At 42.8% G+C, this 25134-nt stretch carries 25 protein-coding genes and 3 pseudogenes; 24 read left to right on the top strand and 4 right to left on the bottom strand.

The window, feature by feature from the left end:
- The first annotated feature begins 201 nt into the window (after positions 1 to 201).
- The 3 genes from hisH (at position 202) to METTU_RS24380 (ending at position 2082) form a co-directional block, all read left to right on the top strand.
- A complete protein-coding gene (gene hisH / locus METTU_RS07070; protein ID WP_006890622.1) occupies positions 202 to 867 on the top strand; it encodes an imidazole glycerol phosphate synthase subunit HisH in 666 nt (221 codons plus the stop codon).
- 145 nt (positions 868 to 1012) lie between these two features.
- Entirely contained in the window at positions 1013 to 1486 is a 474-nt protein-coding gene (locus tag METTU_RS24385; protein WP_006893918.1) for a helix-turn-helix domain-containing protein, read from the top strand.
- Complete coding sequence (locus METTU_RS24380) at positions 1483 to 2082, top strand: IS630 family transposase (RefSeq protein WP_050897727.1); 600 nt, start codon at positions 1483 to 1485, stop codon at positions 2080 to 2082. The genes METTU_RS24385 and METTU_RS24380 overlap by 4 nt, the downstream gene beginning before the upstream one ends.
- A gap of 19 nt (positions 2083 to 2101) precedes the next feature.
- On the opposite strand, the pseudogene METTU_RS24375 reads toward METTU_RS24380, so the two are convergent.
- Positions 2102 to 2448 (bottom strand): annotated as a pseudogene (locus METTU_RS24375) (DDE-type integrase/transposase/recombinase); the annotation flags it as partial.
- A 61-nt stretch (positions 2449 to 2509) separates the two neighbouring features.
- Between METTU_RS24375 and tnpA the strand changes: the two are divergent.
- The 3 genes and pseudogenes from tnpA to tnpC form a co-directional block, all read left to right on the top strand.
- Positions 2510 to 2797 (top strand): IS66 family insertion sequence element accessory protein TnpA, encoded by a 288-nt coding sequence (tnpA, locus tag METTU_RS07050; RefSeq protein ID WP_006890620.1) that lies wholly within the window; start codon positions 2510 to 2512, stop codon positions 2795 to 2797.
- A complete protein-coding gene (tnpB, locus tag METTU_RS07045; protein WP_006890619.1) occupies positions 2785 to 3135 on the top strand; it encodes an IS66 family insertion sequence element accessory protein TnpB in 351 nt (116 codons plus the stop codon). The genes tnpA and tnpB overlap by 13 nt, the downstream gene beginning before the upstream one ends.
- Positions 3136 to 3231: 96 nt before the next feature.
- Positions 3232 to 4362 (top strand): annotated as a pseudogene (gene tnpC / locus METTU_RS07040) (IS66 family transposase); the annotation flags it as partial.
- A gap of 117 nt (positions 4363 to 4479) precedes the next feature.
- On the opposite strand, the gene METTU_RS07035 reads toward tnpC, so the two are convergent.
- Positions 4480 to 5838, bottom strand: a complete 1359-nt coding sequence (locus METTU_RS07035; RefSeq protein WP_006889238.1) for an IS1182 family transposase — start codon at positions 5836 to 5838, stop codon at positions 4480 to 4482.
- Between the two features lie 32 nt (positions 5839 to 5870).
- Between METTU_RS07035 and METTU_RS07030 the strand changes: the two are divergent.
- Positions 5871 to 6431: pseudogene (locus tag METTU_RS07030) on the top strand (IS66 family transposase); the annotation flags it as partial.
- Positions 6432 to 6527: 96 nt separating this feature from the next.
- On the opposite strand, the gene METTU_RS23095 reads toward METTU_RS07030, so the two are convergent.
- Both METTU_RS23095 and METTU_RS07025 read right to left on the bottom strand, forming a co-directional pair.
- Positions 6528 to 6713, bottom strand: a complete 186-nt coding sequence (locus tag METTU_RS23095; RefSeq protein WP_150107750.1) for a hypothetical protein — start codon at positions 6711 to 6713, stop codon at positions 6528 to 6530.
- Between the two features lie 247 nt (positions 6714 to 6960).
- Entirely contained in the window at positions 6961 to 7218 is a 258-nt protein-coding gene (locus METTU_RS07025; RefSeq protein WP_081466883.1) for a transposase, read from the bottom strand.
- Between METTU_RS07025 and METTU_RS24930 the strand changes: the two genes are divergently transcribed.
- The 17 genes from METTU_RS24930 (at position 7166) to METTU_RS06955 (ending at position 25133) form a co-directional block, all read left to right on the top strand.
- Complete coding sequence (locus METTU_RS24930) at positions 7166 to 7384, top strand: ATP-binding protein (RefSeq protein ID WP_367301495.1); 219 nt, start codon at positions 7166 to 7168, stop codon at positions 7382 to 7384. The two genes, METTU_RS07025 and METTU_RS24930, sit on opposite strands and share 53 nt — an antisense overlap.
- Before the next feature lie 166 nt (positions 7385 to 7550).
- Positions 7551 to 7850 (top strand): acyl-homoserine-lactone synthase, encoded by a 300-nt coding sequence (locus tag METTU_RS24925; RefSeq protein ID WP_217182799.1) that lies wholly within the window; start codon positions 7551 to 7553, stop codon positions 7848 to 7850.
- 427 nt (positions 7851 to 8277) lie between these two features.
- Positions 8278 to 8964: an HAD family hydrolase gene (locus METTU_RS07020; protein ID WP_081466882.1), complete on the top strand. Its 687-nt coding sequence runs from the start codon at positions 8278 to 8280 to the stop codon at positions 8962 to 8964.
- Between the two features lie 48 nt (positions 8965 to 9012).
- Complete coding sequence (locus METTU_RS07015) at positions 9013 to 10164, top strand: porphobilinogen synthase (protein ID WP_006890616.1); 1152 nt, start codon at positions 9013 to 9015, stop codon at positions 10162 to 10164.
- 42 nt (positions 10165 to 10206) lie between these two features.
- A complete protein-coding gene (locus METTU_RS07010; RefSeq protein ID WP_006890615.1) occupies positions 10207 to 10905 on the top strand; it encodes an AfsA-related hotdog domain-containing protein in 699 nt (232 codons plus the stop codon).
- A gap of 1 nt (position 10906) precedes the next feature.
- Positions 10907 to 12502, top strand: a complete 1596-nt coding sequence (locus METTU_RS07005; protein WP_006890614.1) for an FAD-dependent oxidoreductase — start codon at positions 10907 to 10909, stop codon at positions 12500 to 12502.
- 13 nt (positions 12503 to 12515) lie between these two features.
- Positions 12516 to 13505 carry an aldo/keto reductase gene (locus tag METTU_RS07000; RefSeq protein WP_006890613.1) on the top strand — a complete coding sequence of 330 codons (990 nt, stop codon included), beginning with the start codon at positions 12516 to 12518 and terminating at the stop codon, positions 13503 to 13505.
- Positions 13506 to 13517: 12 nt separating this feature from the next.
- On the top strand, positions 13518 to 14174 hold the full coding sequence (locus METTU_RS21650) for an MFS transporter (protein WP_050897726.1): 657 nt from the start codon (positions 13518 to 13520) through the stop codon (positions 14172 to 14174).
- Positions 14159 to 15058 carry an MFS transporter gene (locus METTU_RS21645; protein WP_169624862.1) on the top strand — a complete coding sequence of 300 codons (900 nt, stop codon included), beginning with the start codon at positions 14159 to 14161 and terminating at the stop codon, positions 15056 to 15058. Before METTU_RS21650 ends, METTU_RS21645 begins: the two co-directional genes overlap by 16 nt.
- Before the next feature lie 78 nt (positions 15059 to 15136).
- Positions 15137 to 16312 carry an HlyD family secretion protein gene (locus METTU_RS06990; RefSeq protein WP_006890611.1) on the top strand — a complete coding sequence of 392 codons (1176 nt, stop codon included), beginning with the start codon at positions 15137 to 15139 and terminating at the stop codon, positions 16310 to 16312.
- 20 nt (positions 16313 to 16332) lie between these two features.
- Positions 16333 to 16575 carry an acyl carrier protein gene (locus METTU_RS06985; protein WP_006890610.1) on the top strand — a complete coding sequence of 81 codons (243 nt, stop codon included), beginning with the start codon at positions 16333 to 16335 and terminating at the stop codon, positions 16573 to 16575.
- A gap of 8 nt (positions 16576 to 16583) precedes the next feature.
- Complete coding sequence (locus tag METTU_RS06980) at positions 16584 to 17897, top strand: condensation domain protein (protein ID WP_006890609.1); 1314 nt, start codon at positions 16584 to 16586, stop codon at positions 17895 to 17897.
- 11 nt (positions 17898 to 17908) lie between these two features.
- Positions 17909 to 19510, top strand: coding sequence for an AMP-binding protein (locus METTU_RS21640; protein ID WP_006890608.1), 1602 nt, complete (start codon positions 17909 to 17911; stop codon positions 19508 to 19510).
- Positions 19511 to 19658: 148 nt separating this feature from the next.
- The gene (locus METTU_RS06970; RefSeq protein WP_006890607.1) at positions 19659 to 20477 is read left to right on the top strand and encodes an alpha/beta fold hydrolase; all 819 of its coding nucleotides are present in this window, start codon (positions 19659 to 19661) and stop codon (positions 20475 to 20477) included.
- A 105-nt stretch (positions 20478 to 20582) separates the two neighbouring features.
- Positions 20583 to 21953, top strand: a complete 1371-nt coding sequence (locus METTU_RS06965) for a TolC family outer membrane protein (protein ID WP_254257834.1) — start codon at positions 20583 to 20585, stop codon at positions 21951 to 21953.
- 261 nt (positions 21954 to 22214) lie between these two features.
- Positions 22215 to 23162: a zinc-dependent alcohol dehydrogenase family protein gene (locus tag METTU_RS06960; protein ID WP_217182797.1), complete on the top strand. Its 948-nt coding sequence runs from the start codon at positions 22215 to 22217 to the stop codon at positions 23160 to 23162.
- 267 nt (positions 23163 to 23429) lie between these two features.
- Positions 23430 to 25133, top strand: coding sequence for a chorismate-binding protein (locus METTU_RS06955; RefSeq protein ID WP_006890604.1), 1704 nt, complete (start codon positions 23430 to 23432; stop codon positions 25131 to 25133).
- Position 25134: the final 1 nt, after the last annotated feature.

Genomic DNA, 25134 nt, shown 5'->3' with positions numbered 1-25134 from the left:
GCATCAACGCCCAATGAACTTTCAAGGATTACATCCATAATTAATCCGACCTGTATTTTTTAGTGCGATTTACTGTATAGTTACCGCGTAATTTTGAGGGAACGCTTTTATTCTTCCGGGAACTCGAATATTTCAGTATTTCAGGCCCCATAATCTTGTGGAAAGAAACCGATTAATCATTTCTAATTTAGAGTTAACTGAATGAATACGGTAGCAATTATCGACTACGGAATGGGTAACCTCCATTCTATCTCCAAAGCCATTAAGCATGTCGCTTCTTATTCCGGGCTTGAAAATACAAAAGTACTGGTCACTTCTGATGCGGCAACGATTCGGGAAGCTGACCGGGTTGTTTTGCCTGGCGTCGGAGCAATTCGGGATTGTATGTCCGAGATTCGCCGCTTAGGATTTGAAGAGCTGATAAAAGAAGTTTCCCAAGACCGTCCTTTTCTGGGAATCTGTGTTGGCATGCAGGCGTTGATGACCCATAGTGAAGAAAATAACGGTGTGGATTGCATCGATCTATTCTCCGGTCATGTGCGCTTTTTTGGCACCCCTTTAATGGAGAAAGGCGTAAAGCTAAAGGTTCCTCACATGGGGTGGAATCAGGTCAAACAAACGCGAAATCACCCCTTGTGGCATAGCATAGACGATGAAGAAAGGTTCTATTTCGTACATAGCTTTTTTGTAGAAAAAGAATCTAATGATGATAGCGGCTATGTGATGGGTGAAGCCCATTATGGAAAAGAAATTTCCGCTGCAATCGGCAAAAACAATATCTTTGCTGTGCAGTTTCACCCAGAAAAAAGCCAGCATGCAGGATTGGCGCTACTGAATAACTTTGTCCGATGGGACGGTAAGCCGTAAGATGCTCTTGCCCGGATTTCACGGACACTTAACTAAGCGACTTTTTTAGCTTGAAAAATTTCTGAGCTGACATAGCCCAATTTGGAGTGAAGCCGTTTGCGGTTGCAATAAGTAGTAATGCGAAAGTTATTAGGAAGTAAATTTATTGTGTCAAACTGGAAACGATTGCAATAACAGACAAAAATTAGGAGTCCACCTGAAATTCATCGCCAAACTGACCCCGGAAGAGGAAGTAACGTTAACCGAAGCCTATCGTAACCACCCATTATTCCGGGTTAGACAACGGGCACATGCTATCTTATTGAATAATAGAAGGTATGTAATTGCACGGCTGAGCGAATTGTTTGAGTCCCAGCATGAGACTGTCAGCTCATGGTTAGACAAATGGGAAACAGAGGGATTAATAGGGCTTTACGATTGTCCACGAAGCGGTAGGCCTGTGCGCTTCACGGTTGAGGAACAAGCCGTTTTTCTGGGCTATATTGACAAAAACCCACACCAGCCCAAGGCCGCCGCAGCACGATTGCTGGAGGAGACGGGCAAGGAAGCCAGCCTTGACACCTTTAAACGAATTTTAAAAAAAGTGCCTATGCCTGGAAACGTTGTCGGCAATCAGTGAAGGGAAAGCGTAATGAAGCAGATTTCCAACGTGATAAGGCATATCTGAAGGCCTTGAAACAGCAAGAGGATGATGGGGAATTGAAGCTTTACTACTTTGACGAATCCGGATTTAGCACGACACCCTGTGTACCCTATGGATGGCAACGGATTGGCGAGACCCGACAAATACCCTGCTATCGTAGCAAGCGCATGAATGTGTTAGGTTTTTTGAGTCGCAGCAATGATCTGATTTTCCACAGCTCCGAACAATCGGTGACAACGGATACGGTTGTCAATGCCTTTGATGCGTTTGTCGAAACGTATGCAGGCAAGTACGAAGAAACTAAAGTGCCGTGCTGTGTGGTGTTGGATAATGCTTCCATTCATCGTAGCGGCGTATTCAAAGAAAAGCTGGCGGGCTGGCAACAACGTGGTGTGTACTTACATTTTCTTCCGCCTTACAGCCCGGAGCTGAACCTGATCGAAATACTCTGGCGTAAAGTTAAGTACGAATGGTTGCCGCTTGATGCGTATCAAAGTTACGGACACTTGAAAAAGTGGGTGTTGGAAATCCTGAGTGACATCGGTAAAAAATTCCAAATAACTTTTGCGTAACTACTTACACTTCAAACTATTCGAACACTTGATACTTGGCTTCCGAACGCGTCAAAAACCGTTCGCCATGAACCGCTTCGACCTTAAAGCTATGGTTCCAGCTTTTCATTGCCGCATTATCGTAACAGTCGCCTTTCTTACTCATGCTACAAACCAATTGATGTTGCTTAAAAAGTTTCTGATAAGCGGCAGAACAATACTGGCTATACCCCCGATCTGAATGCACAATGCCCTCCTTCGGTATGGGCCGACGCCACAATGCCATTACACCAAAGCGGCTGTCATACGCTCGCCGATAGCCCAACCAATTATCCTGCGGGAATAAAGCTCAAGCACCACCGCCAAATATAAAGTATTCGTCCAACCCGACCATCTAGATTGAAATATCCAAATCGAACATCCTTATGCTTTTTGACGAGGATAAGAAATGGCGCTAACGATCAAGTGGATAAATCATATTGAAGCCTGGCAGCATAGTGGTCTAAAACAATCTGAGTATTGTCGGCAGCAGGGTTTAAATGACAATACCTTTGGAGCCCGATTAAGTGATTATCGAAAAGAGCAAAAAGGCACGCTGCCGGCGTTGATTTCCGTTCAGTTACAAGCATCAGTGACAGGGAATATCGTCTTGAAACATGCCAAAGGCCATCAAGTCGATATGCCCACATCGACTTCTGCCCCCTGGCTGGCGGAACTGCTGCGATGCCTGGATTAATTGCCAGCCCACCTCAGATTTGGTTAGTTGTTGCCCCCGTTGATATGAGACGCGGTATTGATGGATTATCGTCTATTGTCCAACAAGTGCTAGGTGAATCACCGTGCGCAGGTTCGGCATTCGTGTTTCGCAATCGGGCGGGCAATCGCTTGCGGCTGTTAGTGTGGGATGGCAATGGCGTTTGGTTGTGTCAACGCCGTTTACATCAAGGTGGTTTTGTTTGGCCCAAGGTGCTGGACGCCGGTTTTGCTATCAGTCAGGCGCAATGGGATTGGCTGGTAACCGGCGTGGATTGGCAGCGTTTATCGGCGATGCCCCAAGCACATTGGCAGGTCTAAATAGAGTGATTTTTTCGCCTAAAAAACAGAGAAAAATCAGAGATAAATCCAGTAAACATAAGGCTTTTAGGCGAAATTTCTTGTATAATATCGCCCATGCAATTACTCGCTGAGCTTGATCATTTAGACCTTGATCCGACCGCTAAATCTCAAGTAGCGGCCTTGATTCAATCGCTCCTTGATCAAGCAGAACGCGACGCCGCTCTATTACAAGCCAAAGACGCCATCATCAAAGCCAAAGACTTAAAAATCGAAGCTTTGACGCATGAAGTGGCCTATTACCGGCGTATACGCTTTAGCGTGAAAAGTGAAACGCTATCGCCTTTACAACGCGATGTGTTTGAAGAAACCTGGAATACGGATGTTTCCGCGATTGAAACGGAACTTGAACAGCTCAAAGACAATGAACCCGGCGAGACGGTTGTTAAACCTAAACGCCCACGCGCAGGTCGACAACCCTTGCCGACGCATTTGCCGCGCATCGAACACCATCATGAACCCGAGTCATGCGCTTGTGGGAAATGCGGCCAAGACTTGGTCAGAATCGGTGAAGACGTCACCGAACAATTGGATGTCGAACCTGCTAAGTTTACTGTCCATCGTCACATTCGCCCTCAATATGCATGCAAAAACTGCGAAACCATCACCGCCGCGCCGATTCCACCTGCTGTGATTGATGGCGGCATGGCCGCCGTGGGTTTGCTGACCTGGGTGATCATCAGCAAATACCAGGATCATCTGCCGCTCTATCGCCTGGAGCAGATCGCCGCCCGCGATAATGTTATCCTGTCTCGTTCAACCTTAGCCGAATGGGTGGGGCGAGTGGGCGTGGCGTTACAACCACTTGTGGATCGCCTGGTTTGGCATTTGCTGCAAGGTAATACCTTGCATGCCGATGAAACGCCGGTGGCGCAGCTTGACCCTGGCAAGGGCAAAACCCGCAAAGCCTATTTGTGGGCCTACCGCAGTAATGATCTTCAAGAAGATCAGCCGCGACTCATCGTCTTCGACTACCAACAGGGACGAAGCGGTGAGCATGCCCGCCAATTTCTGGGAAACTGGAGCGGCCATCTGCTCGTGGACGATTATGTCGGCTACAAAGCGTTGTTCACAAACGCCGGCAATCGGCAAGGCTGTATCGAGCTGGCTTGTCTCGCGCATGCGCGGCGTAAGTTCTTCGACCTGCATCAGGCTAATCAAAGCCCAATGGCGCTAGGAGGCTGTCGGATTAATAGAGCGAGCCTCCCCACTTAATCACGATTAAAATTTAAAAAAGTGGTTTATTGGGATTTTTTAATGCCCATAGTTCTGTTTTATGGGCAGCTCAATGCTCTTTTTCCTCTCTCACCCTCTTAATACATGCATTCTTTTTAAATTCCAGCCTATACAGACTAAATTCCATTCACTTTGGACGGATTCCAGGCCTCGAAGCTGGAATTGCCTGAATCCCTGGACGTGTTTAATGATGCCAAACACGGTTTCGACAGTAGATTTTCGCTTGCCGTAGAGTGCTTTGCCCGCTTTGGTTGTTAAGCGATGGGTCATGGCCTCAACCGGCGGTAAGGTGCTTTCGCCTATTTCCGGCTGATGCTGAAACCGGGCGTCAAGGGCTTGGTTATGGCTTTGCCGCTTTTGGGCGATGTACGGTTTTATCTTTGCATCAGCACACGCCTTTACATTGGCTTGGCTGAAGTAGCCGGTGTCGGCCAACAGGTTGTCAACACTCCCCAAGCATTCCGGGAGCTGTTCCAGTTTGGCTAAGGCCGGTTCGATTTCTTGTTTGTCGTTGGTGTGTTGGGTGATGTGATGAGCAACGATCAGGTGGGTGGCAATATCAACACTGGCTTGGGCGTTATAGGCTTGTTCAAAACCATTAGGGGTCGGCATGATGCGGGACTCTTCATCGGTCAGGCTGACTTGATCTTTACCTTGAGGCGCATCGGTAGGCGCTTGGGGGGCTTTGCCGCCCATTTTCTTGCCGGTTTCACTCAGGTGTTGTTCACGCTTAGCCTGCTTTTCGTCATACTCGGCCTTTTCTTGCGCGTAACGCGCCTTGGCACGGGCCTGGATTTCCTGTTTGGCTTTGGCAATCACTGCTAAACGGTCTTGGCGGCGTTTGAGTTCCTTGGGTACATCCATGTCTTCTGGAAGCGGGGAATTGTCGGCGGCTTCAGCCAGTTTCATCAAGGTTTCAACTTCCTGTTTGAACTGGGCTTCCAGTTGATTGGCGTAATCCCAGCTCAAGGCTTTATGCTTGCTGGCATTGGCTTTAATCTTGGTGCCGTCCAGGCTCACCGTACCCAGCTTAAGCAGCCCCAAGGTTTGTGCAAGTACCAATATCTCGACAAATAGGCTTTCGATCTCTTTGCCAAAGCGCTTGCGAAAGCTGTTGATGGTGTCGTGATCTGGGTTTTCGTTGGCGCAGATGTATTTAAAGGCCATCGAGTCATGAGTGGCTTTCTCCAGTTTGCGACTGGAAAATACGCCGGTCGCGTAACCGTAGAACAGCAACGCCAACAGCATCGCCGGATGATAGGGGCGCTTTCCTTTGCCCGCATAGACGGCTGATAGCGTCCGTAAATCCAGTTGATCGACAATCTCGACAACAAAACGGGCCATATGATCTTCAGGCAAATAATCCTGAACACACGGGGGCAGAATGTAGGGGGTATCGCGATCAATCAGGATGAATTGGGTAGCCATTTTTGTTTTTTGATTTGGTGTTTCGATAGGGTTATTTTAACACTTTTTGCACTGCTAAATCCGACAGTCTCCTAGAAGCCTTGCAACGCATTGCGACGCTATATGCCATCGAAGCAGAAAGCCAGGCATTGAGCATCGACGCGCGTCAGCAGCTACGCGCAGAAAAAACCCTGCCACAGCTTCAAGCCTTCCATGGCTGGCTAATCAAAACCCGTGTCGGCATTGCCAACGGCAGCGCGTTGGCCAAGGCTATGGACTATACCCTAAAGCGCTGGCCCGCCATAATCCGCTATGCTGAAACTGGGCATTTACCCATCGATAATAATCCGGTGGAAAACTGTATTCGGCCCATTGCTCTTGGAAAAAAGAACTGGCTATTCGCCGGTTCCGAGCGTGCCGGTAAACGGGCGGCTGCTATACAGACCTTGCTGGGCACGGCTAAGCTCAATGGCATTAATCCAGCCGATTGGTTAAGGGATACGCTCGAAAAACTGCCTACTTGGCCTAATCGACGTATTGATGAATTACTACCCTTGATGCCAGAGTGGATTGATACGGTTAAACAGAACGCTCCTGAAAAATCTACCTGGTAGCGACTGACGCATACAATATAACCAGCCTTCTTCCATCCAAACATAAGTAATGTCCGACACCCACTTTGGGTCATGCATATCCGCCGTAAAATTTTGTTACAACAGGTTGGGCGCGACAGGCAAGGAGTGGTTGCCGTTGGTTGCGGCTTTATATTTCTTGGCCGCTTTCGCACACAAGCCATTGTCCCTCATCAATAGCCACACGATGCCGGCTGGCCGGTTTGCCTTCTTCTTGAAGCCGCCTGGAGATTCTGGGTGAACCCGGCTGGCCTTTTTCGTCATCAAACACACGTTAGATTTCAGCCACCAGCTTTTGGTTGGCTTAATCCCTGCCGGAAAGTGGCCGATTTTTCCAACTGTAGTAACTACTGCGTGAAACCGATAGCATGCGGCACATCATGCCCACGGAAAAATGATCTTCGTTGCCCTTAATCATGGCGCACTTCTCGGCAACTACTCCTGCGTTGCTCTACCTCCTGCATCCATGCAGTCGACTTGGGCATTTTTGCAAAGTACGCTGCCGCCTTTTTTAAAAAGGCCACCTCTGGGCGTTTTCTCGTTTAAGACGCGCCAGTTCAGCTTGTTGGAGCTTTTGCTCTTCAAAAGGCTGACTTGTCTGACGGCGTTTTGACCGCCATGAATAGGGTATTGATTCGGCAAGTCCCAAATCCTGGGCTACCTTGGGAATACCATCACACTCGGCACGAACCAATGCCTGTTCTTTAAACTGAACAGTGTATTTGTTGCGGACAACTGAAGTTGTTGATTCTTTTTTTGGTTTCATCATTGACCTCAGTTTTAGAGATTACTCTCTTAGCCGAGTGTCTGCTGGATCGGGGCAAGATCAGACTACCGCGTTGTTGGATCGCATTACATGCCAGTGCGATATTTTGAAAACTGGCAACGATTCTTATAAATTTAAACAGCGGAAAAAGACAGTAGAAAATCAATAACCTTACAAGCTAACCGGAAACTTTTCGACGATCTTTCCTGGAAAATCATGGAAACTTTTTAAAGCCGTTTGACAGCGAGGTATCGATTCTGACCTTCGATTACCTTTTCCATGTGGAAATGACTATATAAAAATCGATGCGCATCTTGACCTGTCATTGTTGACAGTTGCTTAGAATACCGAAACGATGTGAAATACCTTCAATACAGCAACTTATTTGGAACGTTAATACGTACGTTGTTAAAGGCAGACAAGAAGACCTTCCAGATGAACTCTACTCACAAGCAGCAAACTATCGCCACAAAATCTTTGGTGAGCGACTTGGTTGGCAACTTCAAACATTTAATTATGCGGAACAAGACCAATTCGACCGTTTCAATACGGTCTACGTTATATCACGCGGCGAGCAGGGAAATATTTCCGAATGTGCTCGTTTGTTGACGAGCACTCAGCCTCATCTTCCATGAGAAATCTTTCCTCAATTACTCAACAGTATGCCTATACCAAGTTAATCAGATGTTTGGGAAATATCACGTTTTGCAGCAGTAGACTTCAAGGCGAGAAGCTCCACTGAATCGGGGCAATTCTCTTCACCCATTAGTGTAATGCTGCTTCATGAGGCTATTGCTTTCGCCGCTGAACATGGCGCGAAACGTTTAATTACCGTGTCACCGGTGAGTTGAGCGCTTATTGACGTGTATTGATGGACAGCCGAATTTGCGTGTTGGATTGAAATTTGTGTTCTGTAATTATTTTTTATTAGCCGTAAAAGCGAGTTGTTTTTATGCAAATAAAACGCAATCTGAATTAAAACGCTCAATATTAATAAATTCTAGGCCATATTTAATAAATACAAACAAAGGGACTATATGTGGCGTTTAAAAAATAAAGTTTATGTTAAGTAAGAGTATGGAAGTCTGTGCATTTTTTGATGTAGATGAAACCATTTGGAATGAAAAAAGTGTAATAACATTTTATCAATTTTACTTGGATATTACTAAAGGTGATAAAGCTGATTTTTTTTGGGAACAGTTCAATAAAAATGTAAAAAATACTATTAGTGCAGGTATATCAAGAGAAGAGCTAAATGCATGGTTCTATCTTGAACACTTTAGTGGAGTGTCAGTATCACACTTACGCGAAATTGCAGAACAATGGAGTATAAAAAAGTTTAATCAGCCAAGCTTTTGGCAAGATAAAGTTATTGAAAGAATCGAATATCACAAAAATAAAGGGCACGCAATTGTATTGGTTAGTGGATCCTTCAGAGAAGTTCTAGCGCCTCTTGCAAAGCGTTTGGGCGTAACAGATATTCTTTGTTCGCCCTTGGAAGAAAAGGATGGATGCTATACAGGGAATATGCTTGGCTCTCCTATGATTGGATATGGAAAAGCAAATGCAGTTTCAGATTATCTGCGTGAGCATCATATTGATCCAGTTCATTGCTACGGATATGGAGATGATACTACCGATATCCCTTTTATTGGCACAGTGGGAAACTCTTACATCGTTATAAATAATAACCACGATGAACTAAGTGTCTTAGCTGAGATTATGGGCTATCAAACACTGAACGTTTAAATATATCTATTTTAATTTTGAAATTATGACTAATAGGAGTCACGTAAAATGATGAGTTTAGAAAATCTACTTGGAGATGATAATGCAGCAAGTATTAAAAGACAGCTCGACCATGCCCCATTTAGACGTTTGTCTGAAAAGAATGAGACTTATATTAAGCCAGAGTGGCTTTGCCAAGCTTTTCATATCAATCGACTAACAGGTGAGCCTAAGTTAATACTTGGCGATCAAGTCGGCGGTTATTACATGCACTCGATCGAATCCATTAAGTCAAGCGTTGACAAAATGCTTAATCAGAACATTAAACGAGTATATTTAGGAACCGATGCTGTTATTGGAGAAGAAGGTAGCTACCTTGCCAAGCTAAATGATTTTGCAAACATATTAGTATCCTTGCGTACAATTGTAGGGCCTGATGTAGAAATTATTGTAGATCCTGCGGGACTTTGTTTACGTAAGGATTTGCGCTGGGGAGTTACTGCCGAGGGTGGAGACATCAACGCCCAAGAAACGCTTGCTTTGTTAGCTCAGGCCGCAGTCACATTTGAAGAGACTGGAGCAAATGCGCTTTTGACTATTGGCAGATCAAATTGCGAAGTAGCTGCTGTAAAGCAAGCGTTGCAGTCTAAAAATAAGGACATGAGAGTTCTTTCTTTTTCTACCAATTCAGAAACCACCTCGGCTTATTTTGAAGTAACTCAACATGACATTCTTAGATCAAGAACGGGGCAAAAAATATTTGTTGGTAATATTGAAGAAATGTTGGTTCGGGCAATTTGTGATTTTGGCGAAGGCAGCGATGTTATCGTACAAAAACCGGTCGAGTCGTTTCACTTACCCGCTATTTTACGACTACTATCGGAAGGCCTAATCTCATTTGAGTCCTTAATGGATAACTCAGAAACCATAGATATATTATTGAATAATAATCCTCATATCCGTCCTGCTTTTAATGCCGGTGTAGAACTGCTTAAATCTAAAAAGCGCATTCTTAAAACAGGTACGTACGAGGTTTCCGGTACCTATAGCACTATTCAGCTGATAATTAATCGTTATAGCGAACAATTAGGCTGGTCTATGCTTGACGAAATACTACTTAACGCAGCCAGCGCAGCGGGTAAATCGTTGGATATAATGATTTCGCGTAATGCGACATGGTACCTGGAAAAGCGCGGACTATACAGTATCAAGGAATCTTAACTAAGTTATTTGGGCAACTTAAATTAGGATAAAGGAAAGTTCATGTCTAAAAAAATGATACTCGTAGGCGATCAATTTAAAGAATTTGCTAATGAAGAGAGCGTTCTGACATTAACACACTTCCGATCGGCATACCAACAAGATAAGAACATTAACTCAAGAATAGTTGTGGGACAGGGTCTGAGTCACGATGAGGTCAATCACTGGCGTAATTCAGGGTTGAATGTGGAAGCGCCATCCAACCCTGCATCGCTAAAAGTGACACACAAGCATCATTTAGATCACGTAATGATTAGCGAACCCAAAAAAGGTGGAGCATTTAACTACCAGATGGATTTAATGCTAAATGATGAAACAGATCGTCTCCTTGACCATATCACCAGTTTGCATGTTAGTGGCATGGTTTTGATAGAGGCGGCTAGACAGGCTTCTATAGCATGTACAGAAATTGAGTACGATTTTCTTAATAGGGAAAAACCATCCGGTTATACATGGACAAACATGAATGTTAGGTTTTCACAATTCATATTCCCTGTTCCTACAAGAATTGAATTGGAAATAGTTGAACGGGAGAACAACGAAAAAAGATTCACCTTATCATCAAAAGTAAATTTTATTCAAGGGGATAATGCAGTTTGCGATATGGAAATGATGTTTGATGTATTACCTTTAAAGCTTATTAATCAGATTGAAAGGCGTTCTTCGGCAAAGATAATTAGGAATTTAACTTTAACGGATTAAGATGAAAATAGGCACTCATATTGTGAAAGTTCTAATTGTCGGAGCCGGCCCGACGGGCTTGACTTTAGCGGCATGCTTGGAAAAGTTTGGTATTTCCCCTGATATTGTCGATTTTAAAAATTGTCCTAATAATCAGAGCAAGGCGCTGGCAATCAATCCGGTAGCCCAAGCTCAATTAGGAATTATTTTTGGAAAAAACAATGTTGGCAAAAATTCAAATATAGTCACAAAGCTAAAGGTCATATTTAACACCGATAAACGATTAACGACTATCGATTTAAAGCATCTTGGATGGCCTTGCAACTCTATGTTAGTGCAAAGTCAATATGATACCGAAAAGGACCTTATTGAACTTGCTAAAAATAATAGCGTCAATGTGCGATGGGGAACTCGGGTTGTAGAGGTCATCGAACATGATGATGCGATTCAAGTAGTATTTGAAGGCCCCGACAATCAAACCATCAAGCAACAATATGATTATGTAATTGGCTGCGAAGGCAAGCAAAGCTTGGTGCGCGAAGCTATCGGTGCGACTATGACACCGCTGCCTTATTCAATGTACTTGGCGCTTGCCGATTTCAAGTTAGATATCGATTTGAGCGAAGACAGTGCATATTATTTTGTATATGAGGACACTTTTTTTGTCTTCGTGCCATTAGGTAAAAGTATTTGGCGTATTGTTGTAAAGCATAATGGCGACCCCAAGAGAGGGGAATACATTAATCTTGTAACCGACCCCGTAATGGAAAAATTTGGCCGCAATATTTTTTGCGGCGAATGCCTGTGGTTTTCGCAAGCGCCACTTTATGTAAGTTACGCCAATAAATTACAAAGCAAACGCTTGTTTATTGCAGGCGACTCTGCCCACCTGTTCAGTCCTATTAGTGGAACAGGTATGAACACGGGTATAGTCGATGCCGTAAACCTGGCTTGGAAGATTGCTTTTACTATAAAAGGAAATGCCTGCGGCAATACCCTTATTCAGTCATATCAGGAAGAAAGAATCCCTGCTATTAAAGAAAATGCTATGGCGACGGACCGCTTAACAAAATTGATATCCAGGCAAGAAGAACATACCGATCAATTTATGCCGAAAATGTCTAATAGGGCTTACATACGGAATTTGTTTCCCTTGAGTGTTTCTGGATTCGGTTTTTCCTACCCGTCAAACCCGGTTTTATTTGGCAAGACCGATGATCCTAGTATTGGACGTATGGATTCAAAACTGACTAAGCTGTTGATGTCTTCATCTGAATTTATTCCAGACCTTAGTTTATACATTAGTGTATTGCATTTTTTGGATCAAGACCTTAATAAAACAGCTCTACCGTGTCCAAAACAAACAAGACTCAAAGGTGTGAGGGATGTTGTCGTTCAGTGGATTAATAACGACGAAGTTGCAGATTCTTCTTGTATGCAAGTGCAACAATCACCAAATATCATAAATATTGCGTTACTTAAAAAAGATTGGCAGGAGCTACGCCAGTTAGGCGATCTTCAAGTATTAAGGCCGGATGGAATTGTAGTATTTCGCGGTCCAATTGAAGAGCATGGCGAGGTAGTTATAAATTTGTCGGAATATTTAAATTTACAATAAGGGATATTTAGTAATGAACAATAAAAATATTTTATCTAATGCCATCCGTATAGGTTTAGGATGTATGGGCATGAGCGAATTTTACGGTGAAACAGATGATGACAATTCCTTTGATATATTACATGCAGCTTATGACTTAGGTTATCGTCATTTCGATACAGCAGATATGTATGGTAAAGGTCACAACGAACGTCTAATTGGTACTTTTGTTAAAGAGCTCGGTAGTCGAGGCAAGGATATTTTAATTGCAACAAAAGTTGGTATTAAGCGGGATGTGAATGGACCTGGCACTCTAGTAATTGACTCAACGCCGGAATATATTCTTCAGGCCTGCGAGCAATCCCTGAATCGACTTGGAGTAGAGCAAATCGATTTGTATTATCTTCATCGTCGTAACCCCGATGTTCCTATTGAAGAAACAATGGGAGCAATGAAGCAGTTACTAGATGAAGGAAAAATTGCCGCAGTTGGTTTGAGTGAAGTTTCTACAGAAACGCTCAAACAAGCAAATAGTATAGTGAAAGTTAGCGCACTACAAAGCGAATACAGTTTATGGTCACGCGATATTGAAGACAGTATTTTACCCGCATGTAACGAACTCAATATCAACTTAGTGGCCTATTCTCCGATAGGGAGAGGTTTTTTATCAGGCACACTCAAAAAAGAGCAAGTTCATAATGAGGGAGATTTGCGTGGCAAATTACCCCGATTTCAACAAGAATCCTTCGAAAACAATCAAAAATTATTAGATGCAGTGAAACATGTTGCCGACGAAAAAAATTGCTCGTTGGCTCAAGTCGCTTTGTCATGGTTGTTGGGACAAAATCCATTGGTGACGGTTATTCCTGGCGCTCGAAAATTAAATCATTTAATAGATAATTTTGCCAGCCAGGATATTCATCTCTCAAAAGAACAAATCTCATATTTATCGGAAGCGTTCAAGCCCGATAATGTGTCTGGTTATCGCTACCCTGAACCGCTTTTAAAAACTACCAATACTTAATATATAAAATTAATGTATGCCAAGGCAGAAAACAAATGGTTGGTGGCGGCATCTGTAACTACTGGCGCTGTTATGGCTGCAGTGGACACTTCTATTCTCAACATTGCAACCCCTCATTTACGCGGGGTTTTTTCAGCCACAACAGCAGAAATCAGTTGGATCAGCACTGGATATTTGTTAGCTGTGGTAATTGGTATGCCGCTTACAGGCTGGTTATGCAGTCAATTTGATCGTAAAAATGTATGCCTTGGAGGATTGGCTGTTTTTATTTTTGCGTCGATTTTATGTGGTTTCGCAACGGAGCTTGGTTTGCTTGTCGCTGCACGTGTTTTACAGGGATTGGGAGCGGGCGTGTTATTGCCAGTGGAGCAAGTCATTCTTCGGCAAGCTTTTCCTCCAAAAGAGCATGGCTTGGCTATGGGATTATATGGTGTGACGGTTATGATCGGTCCAACAATAGCTCCATTATTGGGCGGCTTAATTATTGATAATTATCACTGGTCGTTGATTTTTTTTGTCAATGTCCCTGTTGGTCTGGCAGGTGTTTTTATGGTGCATCGATTTGTTCAAAACAAACCGGTGCAGGGTGACCCAGTTGTTTGCATTAAGCCAGACTGGATAGGAATAATTTTGTTGGCTATGGCATTGTTTTTTTGTTATGGCTATTAGAAAGAGGCGAAAGGTTAAATTGGTTTGAAACACGATCCAATGTCTGGTTATTAGTTGTTTCAATTTCCTCATTTACCCTGTTTTGTGCGCACGAATTAATAACGAAAAAACCTGCTGTAGATTTGCGTATTTTGAATAATCGGGCTTTTTCTTCAGCTGTATTTATGAGTTTCGTCCTTGGTTTTGTGGTTTCTGCAACCCTTTTTGTTTTACCGATTTACATGCAAGATGTCCTTGGTTTTTCTGCTACTCATGCAGGCGAGGCTCTTGTCCCTCGTGCTTTGGTTATGATGATTGCATTTCCGCTTATAGGTCGCTTGTATAACCATGTTTCGACAAAGCTATTAATGGGTATCGGACTAGCGCTTGGTTTTTTCAGCGCTATATTGATGAGCAAGTTTACTAAAGTAACCGGCATACACGATATTATCTTGCCTCAAATACTACAAGGAGTCGCAGTATCATGCATTTTAACGCCGTTATCGACAGTTGCTTTACTTCACGTTGCTGCCGACCGCTTAGCCGCAGCAGCCGGTTTAAATGCATTTTCCAGACAACTGGGCAGTAGTATTGGCATTGCTATTTGTTCAAGCTTAATCAGTCACTTTGAGTTAGTCGTCAGAGGGGCTCTTATCCATCATATCAATTGGGCTAATCCAGTTCTCCGCGACAGATTTACGGGGGTAATTAAATATTTTTATACAAAGAGTATTAATGACTATACAACAGCGATGCACCAAGGGTTTTCACAGCTAAATAGCAATGTGACCAAGCAAGTAGTGGTTATTTCCTATCAAAAAACTTTTGAATGGCTGGCCGTTGCCTTTATCGTCATGTTCATTTGTTTGTTTTTTATGAAAACAAAACGTCATGAGTATATATAGATTCTTTCGCATGAGGAAAAAGAGAGATTCTCCTACCTACATACTCAACCCGCTGCTTAAAGAAGCTCTAGTATAGCTATGATTAATAAATTGAAAACGGATTATCGGATCTGGGCAGGGAGTATAGTTATTATTTTCTGCTCTTTGTTAGCTGGCTGGCAGAGTATAAATTTCGACAAAGAGTCCACTGATAATGCAATTGTTAGGTGCGATGTGGTCGATGTGACATCTCAAGTCAGCGGCATAATACAATCAGTTCATTTTCACGATGACCAGCTTGTGAATGTGGACGATGACTTAATTAATATAGATCCTGATTTATATCGTGCCCGCTTAGATAGAGCGGAAGCTCGACTCAATATCGCCGAACTTTCTTATAGTGCTGCGCTTAAAGATGAGTTGCTTTCAGAAATTAATGCCAAAAGCGACTTCGAACGCTCAAAAGATTCTTTAGATGCGGCTTTAGCAAACTTGGAGGTCATAAAGAGTCAAATGGATGAAGCAAAAGCATCCTCTCGTTCAGCCAAAGTAGACTTAAAATTGGCGGAAGCAAATTATCAAAGGGTTCTCAGTATTTTTCAAAAAGGGATGACTTCAAAAGCGAGTTTCGATAACGCAGAAAGTAATATGGATTCGAAAAAAGCACTTCTTGCTGCCTCTCAAGCTAATGTTGAAGCACAAGAAAATCAATTTGGCGCAGAAAAGGCGCGGGTGGCTGAAATTAGAAAACGTTCTAACGTTTATGGGCAATCAGAGGGAAGCCTTATATCAAAAGCTCAGGCTAACACCGAAATTTCCAGCGGTAATGTAAAGGTGGCGCGTGCCGAGCGTGACTTGGCAGCGCTGGATTATTCCAGAACAAAAATAAAGGCTTTTCGGTCTGGAATTATTACCAACCGGAAAGTGGCTCTTGGTCATTTTGTTGAAGCCAACCAGCCGATTGGCAGCATTGTAACATGTACGGAAAAAGCATGGATTGAAGCGAATTATAAAGAAACGCAAGTAGGAAGGATGAAACCTGGGCAGCCTGTTAAGTTTACTGTAGATGCCTATCCTGATGTCGAATTTTTGGGTGAGGTTGAAAGTATATCCGGTGGTTCCGGTGCAATTTTCAGTTTATTGCCTCCTGAAAATGCAACGGGAAACTTCACTAAGGTGGTTCAAAGAATTCCTGTCCGCATAAAAATAAACCAAGAGCAAAATGTGAAAATGCGCGTGGGAATGTCCGTCGTTGCAACTGTCATAACCGAATAACTTCTATAGGATATATGTTTGTGGAAATTGAAAAAAATCTTTTAAATGCGCTTAGACAATCAATGCCTAAGCCAATAGCAGACCGGGTTATTGAAGCGGATTCAAATCTTTCATTTGATTTAGGCATTGATTCTCTTGGCTTGATGACACTATCTGTAAACATTGAAAACGCTTATGCAATAAATTTGGTTGATCATGTGGAAGCATTAATGACGGTCAAATCAGTTTCTGAACTTCAAACGCTTATTCACAGCGTTTTATAGAGTTTGATATGGAAAAAATTCGTGAATTGGGTTTTGGTGAGCTGAGAATGCACTTACTGCATTCCCTAGGGGATGGTACAACCCAAGGGGCCTTGCATGTCAGAATCGAAGGGGAGCTTGATGATAAATATTTAGAATCAGTCGTTGAATCTCTATTAATTAAATTACCGGTATTAAGAGCGACAATTCAAAAAATTGATGGGCGGTATTATTTTTGTTTAGCTGACAGAAATCATCATAGGAATGGTTTTTTAGATATTACCGTAGATAAGAACTCCCCAAACCTTTGGCAAGCTAGGCTTGAGGCGGAAAATAATTTGCTTCTCAATTCTGAAGAGCAGCTTTGGAGGCTGGTAGCGGTGAATTATCAGTCAGTAAATTGTTGGGATCTTATATTGGTTATGCATCATGCGCTCATGGATGCAGCAGGTAGTGAATTTTTGCTTGATCAAATCTTGGGCTGTCTTGGTAATTTATATGAAATTGGATCGCTAGAAAGCACAGATAATGTTTTTCCTTCTCTAGAAGAGGATGCTGTAACAGCTTGCGAATGGGAAAAATATGTTGGTATTCAAAATAATATAAAAATTAAATTGGCATCATTAAATCTGCAAAAGCATCTGAGTTCAGTTGGTCTCAACGAGCGGAATACAAAGTCTCAATACTTCCAGGTCAACCAAGACCTAGTTGCGCAACTAGAGGACTTCTGCGAGATTAATCAGATTTCCCTCAATTCATTATTTTCCGCCGCCCTATTGTCATCAATCGCCTTATGTACGCCAGATAGAAAATCATTTGCACTCTTTTCTGCCGTTTCATTGCGCCCATTGTGTCAGAACGTAAAAGAAAGAAGTTTGGGGTGTTACCTAAATGTTATGCCCACGGTTCATTCATTCTCAGATGACAGTGTTTCTAGCATTATATCCCTTAGCCGTGAACATAAAATTGAAGTTCAGCGAGCGTTTCTTAATACTGGACGTTGGATACCGAGAAATTATGATGTTGCGATAGTCGAGAATATGATTTCAACTCTCGCTAATTCGAATACATTTGGCAATGATATTGGTATCACCTATGCAGAGTCAGGATTAGCTCCACAGTACGGTAAGCTTAAAGTCAAGCATCAATATGTTACCGCAAGACGCAATATAGGCAATGTAGCTTTAATCCTCCATGGTTTAAAGTCCGATCGAGATATATATTTTTCTTTAAGTCATGTTGAGCCTTTGCAATCAAGAGAATGGGCTATTTTGGTAAAAAACAAATTCCTTGACTTGCTACTTATGATTAATAAGTCCTCATTTGATACCGTTAAAATTTAAAGACATATGTTATGGAACAATACACTATTTTAGATTTACATAAACGCATAGCGACAAACTCGACTAACTGCTTAACATTTTTCAATAAGCAGGGCGAACTTATTTCAAAACCTTATACCGAGGTTTTTCGCGACATTCGCAAAACGCTTATCCATATGCGCGAATTTGATATTGCAAATTCAGGGACTAGATTTGTAGTCTGCGGTGAACCTAGTTATCACTGGATTTGCGCTGCTTTAGCTGCCATTTTTAATGGCGCACAGTTAGTCGCTTTGCCCGAGAGTATGTCAGAAGAAGAAATACTTGCCTCTATTGATGGATTAAGTATTGAATCAGCATTGGTAGCAGATAAATATAAGGCCAGTAAAGCATTTGCTTCCGTAAAAACATTCGAATTGTCTAATTTCTGCGCGCAGATAAGCTCTATTGATTGTGATGACGATATAGTACTTAGTTTTATGGTATCTGAAAAAGTAATAGCATTTACTTCCGGCTCTACTGCCGAAGCTAAATTCAAGGCATTTGAGGTGCCATTACAGACCTCCATTGCTTTTACAAACAGATTCCGAAAATTATATTCAATTAATAAAGAAGATAATTGGCTAATTTGCCATTCATTTTCTCATATTGTACATTTCGAGTATTTATTAGGAGGGCTTTATTGGGGATACAACGTAACTATTGCTACGGCTTTTCAGATACTAATGAAGGGGGCTTCTTTTAGTCCTTCCGTATTAGTTACCGTTCCAAGTGTTTACGAGCAGATTGCCAGCCAAATTCGCAATAAATTCCGCTTAGCCGACGACGGGGAAAACAGACTACATGCTTTGGAATCCAGGCCAATATCAAATGAAAATGGAGATGTTATTAGGTATCCTCTTTGCGAGGAAGCAAAGCTCGTTTTAGGCGACAAATTGAAGATGCTATTGATAGGAGCGTCTCCAAGTTCTTTGGAGTTACAAACCTTCTTGCTGCAAACCGGATTGCCATTGTATGAAGGATATGGCATGACAGAGCTTAACATGATAAGTTGCAATACGCCTGAAAAATCAAAACTTTCAACTGTTGGGCCTGCTTGGCCCGGTATAGAAATAAAGTTAGATGATGACAACTGCATACTTGCTCGGGCTACACCGGAGAGAGCTTGTTTTTATTTAAATGCCAATCAAGAAACCAATCAATCAACATTTTTAGATAACGGCTGGGTTAATACTCAGGATCTGGGTAGAATCGACGATGGCGTGTTGCGTATTGTCGGTAGAAAAAAAGATATTATCGTTAACGCCGGCGGTAAAAATATTAGCCCTTCTTCGATAGAAACAAAATTAACTTCTATTCCAACTGTCAATCATGCAGTAGTTTATGGCGATATGAAACCTTATTTAGTCGCTGTCCTTTCCTCAACAGAGAAAGATCGTTTTTTATTAGAAGATATTCGGTGTTCTTTGGACAGGATCAATACGTCGTTACCACTGCATGAAAGGATTATGGGTTTTATTTTATCTGAGGAACCTTTCACTGTAGAGAGTGGAACATTAACGAGGTTAGGTAAAGTTAGAAGGACAAAAGTCATTGAACGATATCAGGCTGAATTAGAAAAACTTTATGCCTAACTATTCAGTTATAAAAAGCGAATTAAACGGACAAGTACTTATTTAAAAGTGCATAACAAACTTGGCTTAATAATCCGCGTAAATCAGTCCAGTCCGCACTCTATTAATCATGGTTAGCATTCACCTTTATGCTTGATAAGGTTTTATTATGAAAAGATCACTTATAGAAATTAATAATTTATTTATTGATGTGGTGATGACTGAAGGCCATGGCGATGCAATTATTTTATTACACGGTAATTCCAGTTCATGGCGCAGTTTTGAATTCTTATTCTCGTCAAAATTAGCGGAAAAGTACCAGATAATAGCTATTAATTTACCTGGACATAGTAACTCAAATTTGCCAATTGACTTTTATTTGTCTATTCCAAGTCTTGCTGATCTTATTGTTGAAGTAGTTCATGCCATTTCGCCCAGGCGTTACTTGTTGGTTGGTCATAGTGTTGGGGGACACATCTTCAGCCATTCCATTCAGCGTATGACGGACTGTAATGGATTGATATTAATTAGCGCCCCGCCTGTTTCCATGAAAACTTTATCTGCTGCCTTCAAAAGCGATCCATGCGAAGGTGCGATTTTTACCTCTGAATTAACATCAGAGAAAAAAGAACTCATGGTGAAGGCTCTGCTGGGTGATATTGCTGGCGATAGCAAAGCATTCAATCAATTATATGAATCTATCACGGGAACGGATGGTCTTTTTAGGCAAAAATTGGGTGAGAGTCTGATGCAAGGAAAATTGCTAGATGAATACGAAGCCATTCAGAGTTCGAAAACACCAACGGCTTTAATGTGGGGTGGGCAGGATTCTTTTATTCAACCTGATTTTTGCACAGGCATAGCATTTAACAATCCCCTTGGTTTAGGCGCCTATTTATTCAAAAATGCAGGACACAGCCCACACTTATCTGACTCATTGATGTTTGAGAAGATATTAGGCGAACTTGCAAAGGAAAGCATGTCTTGAAACAGTGGGGTAATGAAATAGTTGCATTCCGATATCGTAATTGATGTGCGAGGCACCTTGAGTTTCTGGTTTGCACAGTTGAGTTTTTTATAAAATTTATATCACATGAACACAGGTTTAATGCCGTATCAACAGTTAGCTCTTATTATTTCGATTGTTTGTGTAATGACTACATTGACGACTAAAGCATTCGCTGAAGACAAACCACAATCTCTGGTGGAGATCTATAGTAAAGCGCTGGCGTATGACCCAACACTGGCATCTGCGCTAACGGCTAATAAGGCAATACAAGAAATTATCGAACAAGCCAAGGCACTTTATCGACCGATGGTTAATTTTACAGCTGGCGCAAACGTCTCTCGTTCTAATATTAAATTCATCGGAACGGAAATCCCGTTTAATGGTGGCGTACAATCTTTTGAGGGCTACAATTATGGGGTCGAGGTACGTCAGCCCCTATATCGCAAACAAAACCTTGTGCAGATAGATCAAGCCAAAACGCAAGTAAGCCAAGCAGATAAACAATTACACCTAAGCCAGCAAGAGCTTATCTTACGCACTACACAAACTTATTTTGATGTGCTAATTACGCAAGATAAAGTGGATTTAATTGCTGCACAAAAAGAATCTATTTTAAGTCAGTTAAATCAGGCTAAAACGAATTTCGAGGCGGGCACCGTAACGATCACCGATGTGAATGAAGCGCAAGCACGCTACGATTTGATTGTGGCGCAAGAAATAGCCGCCATTAACGAACATCAAATCGCCATGCGTACGATGCAGGCTATTACGGGAGAAACGCCACAACAATTAGCAACGGTAAAAGCCGACATTAAAACCAATGCCTTAGAACAAGGCATGGAAAAATGGCTAGACGTCGCATTACAAAATAATTTGAGCATCAAAGTTCAAGAAGATCTAGTTCAGTTGTCAGATCAGGAGTCTGAACGCGCACAGGCAGGACATTTGCCCACTTTAGATGCGGTGGCTAGCTATAACGATAGCTATGCAAATGGTGGTTTTTATGGTTTTGGCAATGAACTTAAAAATGCCACGATTGGAGTACAGTTACAGATTCCCTTGTATGAAGGCGGTTCCACTAGTTCGCGCGCCAGGCAAGCGGTGCTCGGTAAACAAAAAGCACGAAATGATTTAGATATTGCACGTCGCAAAATTGAGCTGGATACACAACGTGCTTATTTGAACTTGAGCACAAGTATCGCTCAGGTAAAAGCCTATGAACAAGCGTTAACAAGTAGTCAAAGCCAGATTGACTCAACAAAAATAGGCTATGAAGTTGGCGTACGCACCATCGTTGATGTGCTAAATGCACAACAACAGTTCTTTGGAGCCAAACGCGATTTGCTTCAAGCTCGCTACAGTTATTTGGTGAGCATCATCCGCTTAAAGTTTATATCCGGCATTGTAGCGGAGATAGACTTAATTGATATTAATCAACAATTGGCAGTTAATTAACTGAAGGTAAATTGACAGATTTACTGTTGAACTTACAAAGTTTAACGATCACGGAAATCATTGAGAGTCGCCCTATCAGTGAATAGCCCCAGGCTCTGAAGAGAAGGGAACACCACTTTGCACGAAGCCGCCTCAGTAGCACCTTCGTGATTGCATCATAAAGCACACTTAACCTTAGGCATGAACATGACCATAAATTCCCGAAGTTACCGCTTTGCCAGATCAGGTGGAGCAAGCAATCTTGTCCGCTGCAATAATACTATGCTCAGTCCCGGCCCTCGCGAGGTACTGATTCGGGTTAGCGCAGCCAGCCTCAACTACCGAGACCTGCTTACCCTGCAGGACATAAACTCAAATCACGAAGGGCTGATTCCGCTGTCTGATTGTGCGGGCACCATCGTGGACGTGGGTACTGAGGTGGCGCGTTGGAAAGAAGGCGACCGCGTTAGCCTCAATTTTTTCCCCGATTGGCATGACGGTGCTTGCTCGCTCGCATACCTTCAAAGGTCCCTAGGTGGCGGCCAGACCAATGGTGTGCTGAGTGACTTCATCGTTGCCGAAGAAACATCTTTGGTCGAAATTACATCGCACCTGACGCTGTCCGAAGCGGCTACTTTACCCTGTGCAGGCTTGACGGCTTGGCAAGCACTATTCGAGCGTGGTGCGTTGAAAGCCGGTGAAACTGTTCTCGTTCAGGGCACTGGAGGAGTCGCCTTGTTTGGCTTACAGTTGGCCGCAGCACAGGGCGCGCAAGTGATAGTGATCTCATCGTCAGACGCCAAGCTGGAACGAGCGCGAACACTCGGTGCTTGGCAGACCATCAACTACTGCACTCAACCCGAGTGGGACAAAGTCGCACTTGAACTAACCGATGGCAAGGGTATGGATCACATTCTTGAGCTCGGCGGGCCTGAAACCTATGACCGCTCCATCGCTGCGATCGCTGCCGGTGGACGAATCGCTCAAATTGGTGTGCTGACCGGCTTCGCTTCGCAGCCTAATATTTTGCCGCTACAGTTCAAGAACGCCAGTATTAACGGCATCTGCGTGGGCTCAGTCGAGCACTTTAAACGGCTCAATGACTTTCTCTCCGACCAACAGATCCACCCCGTGATCGACCAGGTCTTTGACTTCGATGAGGTGCCGGCGGCCTATGAACGCATGAAGTCCGCCGTACATTTCGGCAAGATTGTGTTCGATCTTGCCTGAGCTGACGTACGGACGCCAGATGGCTTATGCCAATCCACATGACAACACTGTTTCAGCTCACCTGACTCACTGTCAGAGCCGACGAATTAAACAACATTTACTTTTGCCGCTGCGGGTAGTCGACGGCAAATTGGAACAAACGTTTCGGAGTGGCATCCCGGCTTTCGAGCTGCGAATGCTGAAAAACTCAAAAAAGTTGCTTCGCTGCCCCCTGTTTTCAAACTCTCTATTTGCAATAGCTTATAGCGCGTACTACAATACTAGTACATGAATACACAGAAACAATATCGACGGCAATTAGTGAATTTGCTTTGCGGCATATCCGACCCGAAGCTTATGGGGGCTGCATTAGAAGCTATTTTGACGTCCCAAGAACTGGAAGACATCGAGAATCGCTTGCAAATTTTTCAGATGCTTACAGAAAACACCCCTCAGCGACAAATTGCCGCCAAATTAAAAGTTGGTATTGCAACTGTTACTCGAGGAGCTAGAGCATACCGTAACGGCAAATTTTTTGAACTGGAACGGAATGCCTTACAACATATTCGCAGCAATCCTGATATAAATAAATCTAATATGGACAGCCAACACATCCCCAAAATACAACTACCCGGAAAATCCAACTATATAAAGCTTTCCGAAGACGATTGTTTTTTCGAATTATTTAGAAAAATTGAAAAAAAATATCAACACTGTTTTTTATTCGAATCCCTTGGAGAGGAGAGCGGGGTTTCCCGTAATCATATTATAGGATTTGACCCCGCTCAAATTGTATACGCGGAAGACAAGCATACGCTCTGTATTACCGACACCCGCACAGAAAAAACTGAAAAATATCAGTGTGAAAATTCTTATTATGCGCTTAGAGAAATTGTTCCTCAGGACATTATATCGCGCCGGTATGCGGGCGGATTAGTTGGCTATTTAGGATACGACACTATAAATTTTTTTGAGCCGACACTTAATCTTCAAACAAGTGAATCGTTCGAGCCTTTTAAATTTGGAGTATATCTTGATGGGCTAGTTTACGATCAGATGACAGGTGAAATATTTTACTATTACTATAATAAAAACCGTATTGAAGAAATAAAGGCCTTACTTCATCAAGAAGAAGAGGATTTTGGAGAAACCGAATGCACTTGCCTTGGAGACTCGATGTCTCGTGAAGAACATGAACAAGCAGTGTTAAAAGTTAAAGAATATATCCGATCAGGGTTAATTTTTCAATGTGAGGTAGGCTTCAAAACTCGCTACAAGATCATTGGTGATACAACCCATATTTATTCCAAATTACGGGAAGTAAACCCTTCTCCGCACATGTTTTACCTTAAGTTTGATCGGCAAAAAATTATTGGAGCATCGCCCGAACTTTTGTTTCGTTTACGTGATGGCGAAATGGAAACTTTTCCGCTTGCAGGCACCGCAAGACGAGGTGCGGATGCCATTGAAGACATGCAACTGGCAAGGGAATTATTAAACGACCCTAAAGAAATAGCAGAGCACAATATGTTAGTGGATTTGCACCGTAACGACCTAGGTCGGGTAGCGCGCTATGGTACTGTCAAAGTCCGTAGTTTAATGGATATAAAACGCTTCTCTCATGTACAGCATATTTCTTCAGAAATTGTTGGCATTCTGAATGAAAAGGAAGATATGTTTTCTGCCCTGGCTTCAAATTTCCCAGCCGGAACTCTATCCGGGGCACCTAAAATTGAAGCCATTAAAATTATAAACGAGCTAGAATCTGATCCTCGCGGTCCGTATGGTGGCGCCGTTGGCCAATTTGGTTTTAATGGCGATTGCACGTTTGCTATTCCCATTCGCTCGGTGTTTATCAATGGTGAAGACGGCTATGTGCAAACGTGTGGAGGCAATGTCTATGACTCTAACCCGGCTGACGAGTATCAGGAAATTGAACGCAAGCTTTCCGCAATGCGCAGTGTTCTTGCCAGCTTTGAAAAGGAACAATAAT

It is taken from the genome of Methylobacter tundripaludum SV96 (assembly GCF_000190755.2).
Classification (GTDB): Bacteria; Pseudomonadota; Gammaproteobacteria; order Methylococcales; family Methylomonadaceae; genus Methylobacter_A; species Methylobacter_A tundripaludum.
Note: the sequence above shows the minus strand (reverse complement) of the source record. Positions and strands in the feature narration are given on the sequence as shown.

Bases quoted from the DNA above. Each gene is read 5' to 3' on its own strand.
- hisH (WP_006890622.1), top strand. From the start codon at position 202: ATGAATACGGTAGCAATTATCGACTACGGAATGGGTAACCTCCATTCT.
- tnpA (WP_006890620.1), top strand. From the start codon at position 2,510: ATGGCGCTAACGATCAAGTGGATAAATCATATTGAAGCCTGGCAGCAT.
- tnpB (WP_006890619.1), top strand. From the start codon at position 2,785: ATGCCTGGATTAATTGCCAGCCCACCTCAGATTTGGTTAGTTGTTGCC.
- METTU_RS07035 (WP_006889238.1), bottom strand. From the start codon at position 5,838: ATGGCTACCCAATTCATCCTGATTGATCGCGATACCCCCTACATTCTG.
- METTU_RS23095 (WP_150107750.1), bottom strand. From the start codon at position 6,713: ATGACGAAAAAGGCCAGCCGGGTTCACCCAGAATCTCCAGGCGGCTTC.
- METTU_RS07025 (WP_081466883.1), bottom strand. From the start codon at position 7,218: ATGATGAAACCAAAAAAAGAATCAACAACTTCAGTTGTCCGCAACAAA.
- METTU_RS07020 (WP_081466882.1), top strand. From the start codon at position 8,278: ATGTTAAGTAAGAGTATGGAAGTCTGTGCATTTTTTGATGTAGATGAA.
- METTU_RS07015 (WP_006890616.1), top strand. From the start codon at position 9,013: ATGATGAGTTTAGAAAATCTACTTGGAGATGATAATGCAGCAAGTATT.
- METTU_RS07010 (WP_006890615.1), top strand. From the start codon at position 10,207: ATGTCTAAAAAAATGATACTCGTAGGCGATCAATTTAAAGAATTTGCT.
- METTU_RS07005 (WP_006890614.1), top strand. From the start codon at position 10,907: ATGAAAATAGGCACTCATATTGTGAAAGTTCTAATTGTCGGAGCCGGC.
- METTU_RS07000 (WP_006890613.1), top strand. From the start codon at position 12,516: ATGAACAATAAAAATATTTTATCTAATGCCATCCGTATAGGTTTAGGA.
- METTU_RS21650 (WP_050897726.1), top strand. From the start codon at position 13,518: ATGTATGCCAAGGCAGAAAACAAATGGTTGGTGGCGGCATCTGTAACT.
- METTU_RS06990 (WP_006890611.1), top strand. From the start codon at position 15,137: ATGATTAATAAATTGAAAACGGATTATCGGATCTGGGCAGGGAGTATA.
- METTU_RS06980 (WP_006890609.1), top strand. From the start codon at position 16,584: ATGGAAAAAATTCGTGAATTGGGTTTTGGTGAGCTGAGAATGCACTTA.
- METTU_RS21640 (WP_006890608.1), top strand. From the start codon at position 17,909: ATGGAACAATACACTATTTTAGATTTACATAAACGCATAGCGACAAAC.
- METTU_RS06970 (WP_006890607.1), top strand. From the start codon at position 19,659: ATGAAAAGATCACTTATAGAAATTAATAATTTATTTATTGATGTGGTG.
- METTU_RS06965 (WP_254257834.1), top strand. From the start codon at position 20,583: ATGAACACAGGTTTAATGCCGTATCAACAGTTAGCTCTTATTATTTCG.
- METTU_RS06960 (WP_217182797.1), top strand. From the start codon at position 22,215: ATGCTCAGTCCCGGCCCTCGCGAGGTACTGATTCGGGTTAGCGCAGCC.
- METTU_RS06955 (WP_006890604.1), top strand. From the start codon at position 23,430: ATGAATACACAGAAACAATATCGACGGCAATTAGTGAATTTGCTTTGC.